General features: G+C 61.8%; 12 protein-coding genes. 4 read left to right on the top strand and 8 right to left on the bottom strand.

From position 1 onward, the window contains the following. The first annotated feature begins 73 nt into the window (after positions 1-73). Entirely contained in the window at positions 74-1,087 is a 1,014-nt protein-coding gene (locus SO156_RS26745) for an NADP-dependent oxidoreductase (protein WP_498536831.1), read from the top strand. A 9-nt stretch (positions 1,088-1,096) separates the two neighbouring features. Here the strand turns inward: SO156_RS26745 and SO156_RS26740 are convergent, their stop codons facing one another. Next, entirely contained in the window at positions 1,097-1,972 is an 876-nt protein-coding gene (locus tag SO156_RS26740; protein WP_498536830.1) for an SDR family oxidoreductase, read from the bottom strand. A gap of 137 nt (positions 1,973-2,109) precedes the next feature. Here SO156_RS26740 and SO156_RS26735 point away from each other — a divergent pair, with 137 nt between their 5' ends. Next, positions 2,110-2,913 (top strand): enoyl-CoA hydratase/isomerase family protein, encoded by an 804-nt coding sequence (locus SO156_RS26735; protein WP_498536829.1) that lies wholly within the window; start codon positions 2,110-2,112, stop codon positions 2,911-2,913. Position 2,914: 1 nt separating this feature from the next. Here SO156_RS26735 and SO156_RS26730 read toward each other — a convergent pair whose 3' ends face one another. From SO156_RS26730 to SO156_RS26720, 3 genes are all read right to left on the bottom strand, one after another. After that, the gene (locus SO156_RS26730) at positions 2,915-4,531 is read right to left on the bottom strand and encodes an AMP-binding protein (RefSeq protein ID WP_498536828.1); all 1,617 of its coding nucleotides are present in this window, start codon (positions 4,529-4,531) and stop codon (positions 2,915-2,917) included. Between the two features lie 140 nt (positions 4,532-4,671). Then, positions 4,672-5,472: an enoyl-CoA hydratase/isomerase family protein gene (locus SO156_RS26725; protein WP_498536827.1), complete on the bottom strand. Its 801-nt coding sequence runs from the start codon at positions 5,470-5,472 to the stop codon at positions 4,672-4,674. A gap of 56 nt (positions 5,473-5,528) precedes the next feature. Then, positions 5,529-6,410 (bottom strand): SDR family oxidoreductase, encoded by an 882-nt coding sequence (locus tag SO156_RS26720; protein WP_498536826.1) that lies wholly within the window; start codon positions 6,408-6,410, stop codon positions 5,529-5,531. Positions 6,411-6,637: 227 nt separating this feature from the next. Between SO156_RS26720 and SO156_RS26715 the strand changes: the two genes are divergently transcribed. Further along, positions 6,638-7,159: a MarR family winged helix-turn-helix transcriptional regulator gene (locus SO156_RS26715; protein WP_498536825.1), complete on the top strand. Its 522-nt coding sequence runs from the start codon at positions 6,638-6,640 to the stop codon at positions 7,157-7,159. Positions 7,160-7,203: 44 nt separating this feature from the next. On the opposite strand, the gene SO156_RS26710 is transcribed toward SO156_RS26715, so the two are convergent. Next, complete coding sequence (locus SO156_RS26710) at positions 7,204-8,106, bottom strand: SDR family oxidoreductase (protein ID WP_498536824.1); 903 nt, start codon at positions 8,104-8,106, stop codon at positions 7,204-7,206. A gap of 15 nt (positions 8,107-8,121) precedes the next feature. Continuing rightward, complete coding sequence (locus SO156_RS26705) at positions 8,122-9,360, bottom strand: ABC transporter substrate-binding protein (protein WP_498536897.1); 1,239 nt, start codon at positions 9,358-9,360, stop codon at positions 8,122-8,124. A 212-nt stretch (positions 9,361-9,572) separates the two neighbouring features. Between SO156_RS26705 and SO156_RS26700 the strand changes: the two genes are divergently transcribed. Next, positions 9,573-10,421: a MaoC/PaaZ C-terminal domain-containing protein gene (locus SO156_RS26700; protein ID WP_498536823.1), complete on the top strand. Its 849-nt coding sequence runs from the start codon at positions 9,573-9,575 to the stop codon at positions 10,419-10,421. Between the two features lies 1 nt (position 10,422). On the opposite strand, the gene SO156_RS26695 is transcribed toward SO156_RS26700, so the two are convergent. Further along, the gene (locus tag SO156_RS26695; protein ID WP_498536822.1) at positions 10,423-11,397 is read right to left on the bottom strand and encodes a Bug family tripartite tricarboxylate transporter substrate binding protein; all 975 of its coding nucleotides are present in this window, start codon (positions 11,395-11,397) and stop codon (positions 10,423-10,425) included. 156 nt (positions 11,398-11,553) lie between these two features. After that, positions 11,554-11,922 (bottom strand): hypothetical protein (locus SO156_RS26690; RefSeq protein ID WP_498536821.1); only part of this gene is annotated, 369 nt, incomplete at its 5' end.

Here is an 11,922-nt window from a genome sequence, read left to right as displayed (position 1 = left end):
CGTCCTTGTCTCCCGCTCATTTTTTACCGTATACTCATATCGTACACAAGCGTACTAATTATGAGGCCCACTCATGACCCTCCGCGAAAATCGACAGGTCCGGCTGACGGCGCGGCCACGCGGAATTCCGCAACCGGAGCATTTTTCGCTGGTGACAGAGCCGGTATCCGCCGCCGGTAACGGCGAGATCCTGATCCAGAACCGCTTTCTATCGGTCGATCCGGCGCAGCGCGGCTGGGCCAACGACGAAGGGAACTACAGCGCCCCCGTCCCGCTCAATTCACCAATGCGAGCGCTCGCCGTCGGCGAGATCCTCGAGAGCAATGTTCAGGACTATCGGCCCGGTGACCAAGTCTACGGATGGTTCGGCTGGCAGCGCTATTGCGTCACCACGCCGGAATCGATCCTGCGGCGCGTCACGCCATCGCGCCTGCCCCTGAGCGCCAATCTCAGCGTGCTCGGAATGAACGGCATCACGGCGTATCTGGCCTTTCACGGCCTCGGCGATCCGCAGCCGGGCGAGCAAGTCCTGGTATCGACGGCCGCCGGCAGCGTCGGAAGCTTTGTCGGCCAGCTCGCGCACATCGCCGGCTGCCGTGCGGTCGGGCTGACCAGCTCCACCGACAAGGCGGCGCTGGCGAAGGCGCGCTACGGCTATCAAGACATGATTAATTATCGGGAAGCCGCCGACCTCGGCGCGGCCATCCGCGCCGCATGTCCCGACGGCAACGATATCTTCTTCGACAACACGGGCGGCTCCATCGCCGATGCCGCCATCCGGACCATGCGCTTGCGCGGACGCATCATTCAGTGCGGCACGGCCGCAAACGCATCCTGGACCCCTGTCCCCACGGGACCGCGACCCGAACGTGAAATCCTCACCCGGCGCCTGCGATGGTCAGGCTTCATCATCTTCGATCACCTTGCGGAGTTCGAAGGCGCCGCGGCGCGCCTGGCCGAGCTCGCGCTTGCCGGAAAGATCGTGCATGACGAGGAAGTGCTGCCGGGACTCGAACACGCGCCCGGCGCAATTACTCGGCTTTACCGCGGCGACAACCGCGGCAAGCTGATCATCGCGGTGGATTAAAGGAGTTCGCTAGGCGCTCGCCTTGCGCTTCATCACCTCAGGCAGCTTCACGCGGTGGAAGCCTTCGAACGGCGCGCTGCGATTGTGCGGCTCCAGCTTCCAGGTCGTACGCGCATTCGGCGTGCCGCCGTCGACACGGAGACATGAGCCGGTGATGTAAGCGGCCGCCGGCGAAAGCAGGTAAGTGATCGCGGCGGAAATCTCCGCTTCCGTTCCAAAGCGCTGCAAGGGAACGCGCTCGGTGAAGTCGTAGAGCTTCTTTTGCATCTCGGGTGTGTAGGTATCGAATCCGCTCGACACGATACCGCCGGGAGCGACTGCATTGACGCGGACGCCTGATGCCGACCATTCGCAGGCGGCGGTCTCGGTCAGGGTCAGCATGCCGCCACGGGCCGCGGCGGAATGGCCGAACTCGGGCCAGCCGTGCCAGATGTCGGCGATGATATTGACGATCGACCCACCATTGGCCTCCATCCAGCGATTGTAGACTTCTCGCATGAAGATGAAGCCGCCGGTCAGGTTGTTGCGCACAACGGCATCGAACCCTTTGGTCGAGATCGCCTTCAACGGCGCGCGAAATTGCCCGCCCGCATTGTTGACCAGTCCGTCGATCCGGCCGAATTTCGCGAGCACTGCCTCGATTGCACCAATCACCATCGCATCATCGCGGATGTCGCAGGCATGGCTCATCGCCTGTCCACCATCCTCCTCGATCTCACGCTGAACCTCGGTCAGTTTCTCGATCGTCCTGCCGACGATGGCGACGTTCGCGCCAAGCGCGGCCAGCTCGTGAGCCGTGCAGCGCCCAATCCCGCTGCCGCCACCGGTCACGATGATCGTCTGGCCCTTGAACAGATCCGGCCTGAACACGGACTGATATGGCATCTTCTGGCTCCCTGTCGTCTTGTTGCCGCTGCGGCCGGCCGGATTGCTCGCAGGGCCGCAACAAGCATTGCGCCACAAGATCGTACACTTTATTACTATATGCGATCAAGGACAAATGAACCGAGGGGAGCGCATCCGTGGCCGAGCCGAACACCATCACCGTCGAGACCCGCGGCGCAATCGATATCCTGACATTGAACCGTCCCGACCAGCTCAACGCTGTCTCGCCGGACATGATTGCAGACCTCACCGCGTATTTTTCGAACCTGCACGACCGGCCGGCGACGCGGGTCGTGATCTTGCGCGGCAATGGGACCCAGTTCTCCGCAGGGGCCGAACTTGGATCGGACGCGTTTGCCGCGCCCGGCAAGGGGCGACCGCAGCGCCAGCTCAAGATGCAGCAGAACTATTCCGGCGTGATCCGATTGATGCGATCATGTCCGCAGCCGATCATCGGGCTGGTCCATGGCGCGGCGTGCGGTGCAGGCTTCTCGTTCCTGCTCGCCTGCGATGTCCGGTTTGCAGCGCCCGACGCGCGGATGAACGCGGCCTATATCCGCATCGGCGTCGGCGGCTGTGACATGGGCTCAGGCTACCTTCTGCCGCGCCTCGTCGGCCTCTCCGTTACCTCCGAGCTCCTGCTGACGGGGCGGTTTCTCAAGGCCGAGCGCGCGAAAGCCATAGGGCTCGTCAGCGACATCGCACCGCTCGAGGAGTTGCTGGCAAAGGGCCTGGCGTTCGCAGAAGAGATGCTGCGGGTGTCCCCCATGGGCCTGCGAATGACCAAGCAGGCCCTCAACACGCTGATCGATGCACCGAGCCTTGATGCGGCCTTGATGATGGAGGACCGGCAGCAGGTCATCCTGCTGGAAACCCACGATCACACGGAAGCCGTCGCTGCGTTTCGCGAGCGACGGGATCCAAGCTATTCCGACGAGTAACCTACGTTCCGTTCTCGAACGCCGTTGCGAGCTCGCGTAGCCTGAACTTCTGGATCTTGCCGCTGGCGGTCCGCGGGAGCTCGGCCACAAGCTCGACACGCTCGGGCCAGAACTGCTTGGCCATCTTGGCCGCGCCGAGATAGGCCTGTACCGCGGCCAGATCGATCGTATCTCCGGTGCGGGGAACGATGAACGCACAGCCCCGCTCTCCAAGCCGCGCATCTGGAAAGCCGACCACGGCAACGGCCGCGACGGCGGGATGCTTGTAGAGCAGGTTCTCGATTTCGACGACCGGCACATTCTCCCCGCCCCGGATCAGGATGTCCTTCATCCGGCCCGAGATGCGGATGTACCCGTCCTTGTCCATGTAGGCGAGGTCGCCGGAATCGAACCAGCCATCGCCATCGAACGTCGGGAGCTCCGGCTGTTTGTAGTAGCCCTTGAACATCTGGGCGCCGCGAACCAGCAGCCGTCCCGACTCTCCCGTCGGCGCGGGCTGCCCATCGGTATCAACGATCCTGACCTCCATCCCGTCCTGCGCCCTGCCATCCGTGTGAGCCGATTTCTCCGCCGCTCGCGCAGGCTCGGTCAGCGTACCCGATAGGACCTCAGTCATGCCCCAGAGTGAGCACACCTTGAGGCCAAGCTCTGTTGCGGCGCGGTCGATCAACATCGACGGAATCGGAGCGCCGCCGCACAGGAATGAACGTAGACTTTTTGGGTGTGGCGCCCCGGCCTTCACCGCGTCACAGATATCACTGAGGAACGGTGTCGAGGCGGCAGTATAAGTCACGCCTTCGCCGGCCATCAAATTGACGCCGCGGTTGGCCTCCCAGACGTCCTGAAGGATCATGGTGCCGCCGAGATAGACCGAAAGCAACACGATCGCCGCATAGCCTGTCATATGCCCGACCGGCGACGCCACAAGCAACACGTCGGAAGAGTCGAGCCCAAATCGTCCGCTCAACGCCTTGCAGCAGGCAACCAGCGAGTTCGACGTGTGCATGACGCCCTTGGGCTCGCCGGTCGTGCCTGACGTGAACATCAGAACGGCCATGTCGTCCGGGCGCAATCCCGGCGGCAACTTCTCGGCCTCGGCCGACAGCAGCATCCTGTCGAAGCTCGCATCGCCCTCGCCGTCCGCGACGATCACGTGCTTGAGATGCGGCAGGTCCGCGCGCATTCCCTCTGCCATCGCAGCGTAGTCGAAGCCGCGATAGCTCTTGGGAACGATGAAGACCTTGGCTTGGCAGAAGTTGAGGATATAGCCAAGCTCGCGCTCCCTCAGGATCGGCATCACCGGGTTCATCACCGCACCGATCTTGCTGCACGCGAACGCAGTGACAACGAACTCCCACCAGTTCGGCAATTGCACGGTCACGACGTCGCCGCGGCCGACACCAAGCCGCAACAGCGAGCTCGCCGCACGATCCGCAAGTCTCACCAATTCACCGTATGTGAAGCGGCGCGCCTGCTCGCGATCCGCCCGGTCAGCGACGATGGCGACCTTGTCAGGTGCCTTGGCAGCGGCTTCGCTCAGGAGCTGATCGACGGTCTTGTCGAGCCAATAGCCGGCTTGGCGAAAGCCGGCATGAGTTGCCGATAGGGCGGAGGCCACGATGATTTTTCTCCCTCTTGCAGCGCGTTTCGTGCTTCCGGCTTCGCGGTCGGATTATATCGTTTACGTGTGTACGTTATGGCAGAGTACGATCCCGTGCCAATGGTCCAGATTGTCGCTTCGCGTGACGAAGCCGGCGCTCATTTCCCAGCGAATACCGGCTTCCGCTTCTCGGTGAAGGCCTTGACGCCCTCACGCGCATCAGCAGTTCGCGAGATCGCCGCGAGCGTCTGGGCTTCCTCTTCAAGCTGACTCTCGAACGATCGATCGCTGGTCTGCGAGAACAGGCGCTTGATCGCACCAAACGCTTCGGTCGGCCCGGCGGCGAGTTCGCGCGCAATCCGGAGAGCCTCGGTCTGCACGGCGTCGTCAGGCACGACGAAATCGACGAGCCCCAGCAACAGGGCCGTTTTGGCGTCGAACGTCTCGCCGAGCAGGAAAAACCGTCTTGCGCGGGCAAGGCCGATCCGGCGTGTCACCGTCGTCGTCGAACCGCTGTCCGGGCTGAAGCCGATCTTGGAGAAGGCGGCGGAAATTTTGGCCGATTCCGCCATCACCACCAGATCCGCCGCGGCCATCAGCGATACGCTTCCACCGGCAACATTGCCCTGCACCGACGCGACGACGGGTGCCCGCATGCGGACCATTCTTGCGATCGCAGCGTGCAGATCGGCGGTCCAGGCCTTGATCGTTGCCGGCAAGGCCTCTCCTTGACTGACCAGCGACATCAGATCGCCGCCGACGCTGAACAAGCGTCCGCGCGCCGAAAGCAGCACCGCCCGCACGTCAGCACGCTCGCTGAGCTCCGCGATCCCGATGCCGAACTCACGACAAAACGTCCCGTCAATCGGATTTCCGCGCGTCGGCTGGTCCAATTCGATGTGAGCAAGCCCGTTCTCAATGGTGCATGCGAAGCTCGTCGTCTGTACAGCCAGTCCCATCGAAGCCTCTTCGTTGAAATCGCGCCAGGATCAGATCACAAGATCAGATCGCGGGATCAGATCGATCGCGCCTGCTTTTCCTTCTGCACGGAGGTCTGAATGGCCTCACGCGCGCGTTGCCAATCTGTCGCGGACAGCTTGGAAAGCCCTGCGAACGTACTGGGTGCCGCGAGGTGGTGGCCACCATCGATGCTGATCGTATCGCCCGTGATGTAGCTGCAGCCATCCGACATCAGGAAGATCAGGAGATTGCGCAGCTCATCCATCTTACCGAAGCGGCGCAGCGGAACTTCGTCGGCCTGGGTGGCACCGACGCCTGTCTCTGCCAACGGATTGAGCTTGTCCCAGGCCCCCTCGGTCGGGAACGGGCCGGGCGCAATCGCATTGACGCGAATGTTCTTTGGCCCCCACTCGACCGCGAGCGACATCGTCATGGCGTGCACGGCGGCCTTCGCCATCGCCGCCGGCACCACATAGGCCGATCCGGTCCATACCCAGGTGACGAGATTGCTGATGATCGCGCCAGGAAGGCCGGCTGCAATCCAGCGCTTGCCGCAAGCAAGCGAAGTATAAAATGAACCATCCATCACCGTTGAACGCACGGCCTCATATCCGCGTGGCGACAATGTTTCGGTCGGCGCCAGGAAGTTGGCGCCGGCATTGTTGACGAGACCCGTCAGCGGACCGTCCGTCCAAATAGTGTTCATCATCGCGTCGATGCTGTCGGGATCCCTGACATTGGCGAGCACCGCAGACGCCCATCCCCCGGACCGCGTCCGGATTTCCTCGGCTGCCGCGTCGAGGACCTCTTTCCTGCGCCCGCAGATGTAGACATGAGCACCGTGCGCGGCGAACCCCACCGACATCTCCTTGCCGAGCCCGGTCCCCCCTCCGGTCACCAGAATGCGCTTGCCACTAAGCACGGCCGTGTCGAACATGAGCGATCCCTTCCTGTGGCCGAACGGGTCGGCGGGCGACGGCTTCAGCGGCCGGCCGGACCCAGTCAACGCACAATTAATACACTAGCGTACTTCTTTTGTAAATCCGATCGCCCGATAGGAAAACAGCGGATTCTGCACTGTTCTGCTCCCTTTCCTTTAAAATACGCTGGTGTATGGTATTAGTTGAACTTTCGAACCCGACTCGACTTTTCAGGGAAACATCAATGGCTGATCAGCCCGATTGGGATCTCCGGCTTGGATATCTCATTCACGACGTGTCGCGGCTCAGGAGGATGATGTTCGACCGGGCGCTGGCACCGCTCGGGATCACCCGATCGCAGTGGTGGGTGCTGGCATTCATCTCGCGCAAGGACGGTCTTCCGCAGGTGCAGCTCGCCAACGAGCTCGACGTCGGCAAGGTGGCGGTCGGCGCCCTGATTGACCGCCTTGAAACGTCCGGCTTCGTGATCCGCCAAGCCGATCCGGTCGACCGGCGCATCAAGCGCGTCTATGTCACCAAGCAGGCGCGCGGCTTCCTCGAGAAGCTGCGGAAGGAAACCGACAAGTTCAACGAGAGAATCGTCAGCGGGATCGATCGAAAGCAGCTCGAAGGCGCGGCAGAAGCGCTCCTCGCGATGAAGCACAATCTGCTCGCGATGTCGGACGGCACCGAGGCCGAGCGTGGCGAAGACGAGGAGGACGTGCCGCCGTCCAAAACCCGGAAAAAGCGGCGGGCAGCGGCTTGAGGCCGACCACCCGCCTGAGGTGCTCCGGGAGGAGTTCCTGAAGTTCATGAAACGATGTCGCGGCCCCAGATGTCTGCGTTGGGCCGCGCCTTCTGCATCAATTCCGCCACCTGAGGCCCGAGTTCGTTGGGATCCTCGACCGGGTCGATTCCGGGACCTGCGTGCCATCCTTCGGCAACCTTGAGAATTCCGTCGCCGGCCTCGAACACGCGGCCAGTCACGTCGGCGGACTGCTCGCTCGCAAGCCAGACCACGATCGGCGCGACCCAGCGCGGATTGCGGCGCTTGATATCCTCCTCGCTACGCTCTCTCAGGCCTTCGGTCATGCGGGTCTGCGCTCTCGGCGCAATCGCATTTACCGTGATGCCGTATTGCCGAAGCTCCATGGCGCTGATGACAGTGAAGGCGGCGATGCCCGCTTTGGCCGTCCCGTAATTGCTCTGGCCGACATTGCCGAACAATCCTGACGCCGAAGATGTGTTGATCAGGCGCGCGCTCACCGGAGCGCCGCGCTTCTTGCTCTCCTGCCGCCAATATTGCGCGGCGTGATGCGATGGCGCGAAGGTGCCCTTCAGATGCACCTTGATGACGGCGTCCCATTCCGCCTCGGTCATGTTGACCATCATGCGGTCGCGGAGGATGCCGGCATTGTTGATGAGAACGTCGAGCCGCCCGAACCTGTCGATGGCGGCATCGATCAACGCCTTGGCGCCGGTCCAATCGCTGACGTCATTGCCATTGACGATCGCCTCGCCGCCGGCGCGCGTGATTGCGTCGACCACCTCCTGGGCGGGCGACAGATCAGTTCCCTCGCCCGCTGCCGAGGCGCCGAGATCATTGACCACCACCCTGGCCCCCTGCTCGGCCAGCATCAGGGCATATTCGCGCCCCAGCCCGCGGCCTCCTCCGGTCACGATCGCGACCCGCCCGGCACAAAGCTGTCCCATAGGTTCTCCCTTTCCTCAGTTCTTCGCGTCGCCGCTCATGACATCGCCGAACAGACGCCAGTTCGTTCCCTCGAACCGCATCAATTGCCATTGCTTGATCGGTGCGAAATCGGCCGGCGAGGTGTTTAGCCGGATACCCGGCAGCAGCATTCCGAGCTCGACCTGCTTCAGATTGGAAGCATGCCGCATGATGCTCTCGCGCGTGAGATCGTCGCCGCATAGTTTTAAGAGATAAACGAGCGCTTGCGCGGTGTTGTAACCGTTCACGATCAGCGTATCGCTGCGATCGGCGCCGGGAAAATAGCCGTCAAGAAATCCGTTGAGCTCCTTCAAGCCCGCATCGTCTTTCCAGGTCGGATCGTTGGGGTCCTTGAAGTAAGCTGCCGAAATCAATCCTTGCGCCTTCTCAAACCCAGCCGGTTTGACCACGCTACCGGTCGAAGCCGACACATAGCTGAGAAGATGCAGCGGTTTCCAGCCGAGCTCGCTGACCTTCTTGATCGCCTGGGCTGCAAATTTTGGCGTGGCGATGTCGAACAGCACGTCGGCACCTGTCGCCTTGAGCTTGACGAGGTGAGAGTCGATGGTCGGTTCGGACACATCGAACGCCTCCTCGGCAACGATCATGGACGCGGCACTGTCGCCGAGCCCGAGCTTGATCCCCCGCAAATAATCCTTTCCGAAGTCATCGTTCTGAAAGAAGATCGCAACCTTCGCAGCCGGGCGCTCGCGCAGAACGTATTTCGCGTAAATATAGCCCTCGGTCTCATAGCTTGGGGTGAATCCCATCGTCCAAGGAAAGTTCTTCGGATCATTCCATTTGGCAGCGCCGCTCGATACGAAGAGCTGCGGCACTTTCTTGGCGTTCAGATACTTCTGGACGGCTGAATTCGAGGCGGTACCGAGCGCATTGAAGACGAGCAGGACTTCCTCACTCTCGACCAGGCGCCTCGTCTGCTCGACGGTCTTGGGCGGAGAATAGGCATCGTCATAGGAGAGGAACACGATGCGTCGGCCGTTGACGCCGCCTTCTGCATTGACCTTGCGGAAATAGGCCTCTTCCGTCTTGGCAACCATGCTGAAGGCGGACGCCGGGCCGCTATAGGGCGAGGTGTTGCCGATCCTGATCTCGGTATCGCTGACGCCCGGACCATATTTCTTTTCGCCGGCGATCACCTGACCGGCAAGCAGACTGACCAGCACCCCTGCGACGGCTCCTGCGATGCCGGGACCGGCTCGCCGGCCCACCCTCAGCCGCGGCAATTCCTCGGTATTGGTCCAACGGCTCGGCCATCCAACGCACGAAATCACGGCGCAACTCCCCGCCACCCGGTCCTTGCGCCGGCCAGCTATTATTTAGTACACTTGTGTACTATATGATAGAGCACGATTGCAACAGCTACGGTGCGATCATGAACGGCCACCGGCCGTCTTGGACATCGAGGGCTTAGCGCAGGGAGGACACCTTGAACCTCGAAGCTGTACAAAACTTGCGTTTTGAGCCGGTCTCGCAAACGTACACCCGGCGCGACACGATGCTCTATGCGCTTGGCCTCGGCTACGGATCCGATCCGCTAGACCCATCACAGCTCAGCTTTGTCTATGAGGCTGGCCTTCGCGCAGTCCCCTCCATCTGCTGTGTCCTTGCCCATCCAGGTTTCTGGGCGAAACGACCCGAGCTCGGTATTGACTGGGTGCGATTGCTGCACGGCGAACAGAGCTTCAAGATCCATAATCCGATTCCGGCAGAGGGCACGGTCACGGCACGCTACGAGATTTCTGCGGTGGTCGATAAAGGGCCAGGGAAAGGCGCCATTCTGCATCTCGTCAAAACGCTGAGCGACGCGAACGCCAAGCTGGCTACGGTCCGCAGCGTGCTGTTCCTGCGTGGCGACGGCAGTTGCGGCAGTTTCGGCATCGTCCCGCCGGAGGCAGCCCCTTTGTCGGAAGGCACTCCATCGCAGACCTACGAAATCAAGACGTTGCCGCAAAGCGCGTTGATCTACCGGTTGAGCGGCGACTACAATCCGATCCATGCAGATCCGGCAGCCGCCGCCAAGGCTGGCTTTGAAAGGCCGATCCTGCACGGGTTGTGCACACTCGGAATTGCGACACGAGCCGCGCTCGCGAGCTATGCTGGCGATATGCCGGAGCGTCTGGGATCGCTGTCCGCCCGTTTCAGTAAGCCGGTTTTTCCAGGCGAGACCATCCGAACCGAGTTTTTCGCGGCGGGTCATCAAATTCGCTTCCGCGCACGGGCGCTTGAACGGGATGTCGTCGTGCTCGACCGCGGTGCGATCACGCTGCGCCCATGATCTACTTCTTCTCGATCTTTGCGATCTCGACAATTTCGGCCCAACGACGCGTGTCGTCATCCTCGAACGACCCAAGCTCATCGGGGCCCACCGGGAACGGTTTGGCCCCGACGGATTGCAGATAGGCATCCGTCTCCTTGCTGCCGACGAAGGTCAAGACGAGCTGACTAAGCTTCGCGACGATATCGGGCGGCGTTCCCGCACGCACGAAAACGCCAACCCAAGCGGTCAGCTCGGCTTTCGGCAAGCCAGCCTCGGCGAGTGTTGGAACATCGGGCAGTCCTTTGAGCCGTTCGCTGCTCGTCACTGCAAGAACCCGCAGCCGGCCGTCCTGAATCAAGCCCTGCGCACTGGCTGGATCGGCGAAGACGCAGTCGATTTCGCCGCCGAGCACATCGGTCAGCGCCTGCGGCATGCCGCGATAAGGCACGTGCTGCATCTCGAGTCCAGCCCGGAAGCGAAACAGTTCTGCAGCACCGCGGCTCGACGTGTTACCGCTTCCGAACGACACCGGCTTCGGGCGTGATTTGGCGAGAGCAATGAACTCCTTGACGTCCTTCGCGGGAAAGTCGGGCTTGACGCTCAGCATCATCGGAATGGTCATGATGCCCGCCACAGGTGCAAAATCCGCCTTCGGATTGTAAGGCATGGCACTGAACAGATTGACGTTGGCCGCCTGCGTCGAGTTCGTCGTGACAAAGACCGTGTAGCCATCGGCATCGGCTTTGAGAACGGCCAGTGCGGCGAGATTGCCATCGGCACCAGGCTTGTTCTCGATCAGCACCGTCGCGCCGGTCTGGATGCGAATGCTCTCCGCAAGGTGCCGTGTCACTCCGTCGGTTGCGCTGCCGGCCGGGAACGGCACGATGAGGTTGATCCTGCGCGACGGGTAAGGCTCCGCCGATGCCTGCTCCCAGCCCGTCGCGCAGTTCAAGACCATTGCGAGCCAGAGCACGGTTGCGATGCGAAACCGCATGAATTCTCCTGACTTGCGAGGCGGTTGAGGTAAGCGCCGGAGCTCCGTCGCGGATCGAAGTCCTGCTTTGTTCCAATCGTACTCTACTTTACGATATCTGAGAACATTTGTTTACAAGCAGGACATCCGGTTTCTGGACGCTCCCTCACCACACAACTATTCGCACGGCCGCGATTGGCCGGCGGTCTTTTGTAGCTCGACCCGATCGATGCGATCGAACATGGCATCGTCGATCGCGAGGTCGGTGGAGAAATGCATAGGATCGGCGTGGCCGCAAATCACGTCGGCGAAATGCCAATCGGCGATTCCAAGCACTGTGTCCCCCGCGCGAACCGCGATCTTCAGCGGGTGATCCGCACCGACACCACGGGTGCTCTGATAGCCATCCGCAATGCAGTACAGCTCGACCCGCACAGTCCCCTGGGCAATCCGTTGAACCGACAACTCGATGTCGCAGAAGCCGAACGCGGGATCGTCATCCGATCCGTCGGCATAGAAGTAGAACGCGCCGATCACGCCATGCAC

Source organism: Bradyrhizobium sp. UFLA05-125 (assembly GCF_059803515.1).
Note: the sequence above shows the minus strand (reverse complement) of the source record. Positions and strands in the feature narration are given on the sequence as shown.

Excerpts from the sequence above, each read along its gene's own strand:
- SO156_RS26715 (WP_498536825.1), top strand. The coding sequence starts at position 6,638 with ATGGCTGATCAGCCCGATTGGGATCTCCGGCTTGGATATCTCATTCAC.
- SO156_RS26740 (WP_498536830.1), bottom strand. The coding sequence starts at position 1,972 with ATGCCATATCAGTCCGTGTTCAGGCCGGATCTGTTCAAGGGCCAGACG.
- SO156_RS26725 (WP_498536827.1), bottom strand. The coding sequence starts at position 5,472 with ATGGGACTGGCTGTACAGACGACGAGCTTCGCATGCACCATTGAGAAC.
- SO156_RS26695 (WP_498536822.1), bottom strand. The coding sequence starts at position 11,397 with ATGCGGTTTCGCATCGCAACCGTGCTCTGGCTCGCAATGGTCTTGAAC.
- SO156_RS26745 (WP_498536831.1), top strand. The coding sequence starts at position 74 with ATGACCCTCCGCGAAAATCGACAGGTCCGGCTGACGGCGCGGCCACGC.
- SO156_RS26710 (WP_498536824.1), bottom strand. The coding sequence starts at position 8,106 with ATGGGACAGCTTTGTGCCGGGCGGGTCGCGATCGTGACCGGAGGAGGC.
- SO156_RS26720 (WP_498536826.1), bottom strand. The coding sequence starts at position 6,410 with ATGTTCGACACGGCCGTGCTTAGTGGCAAGCGCATTCTGGTGACCGGA.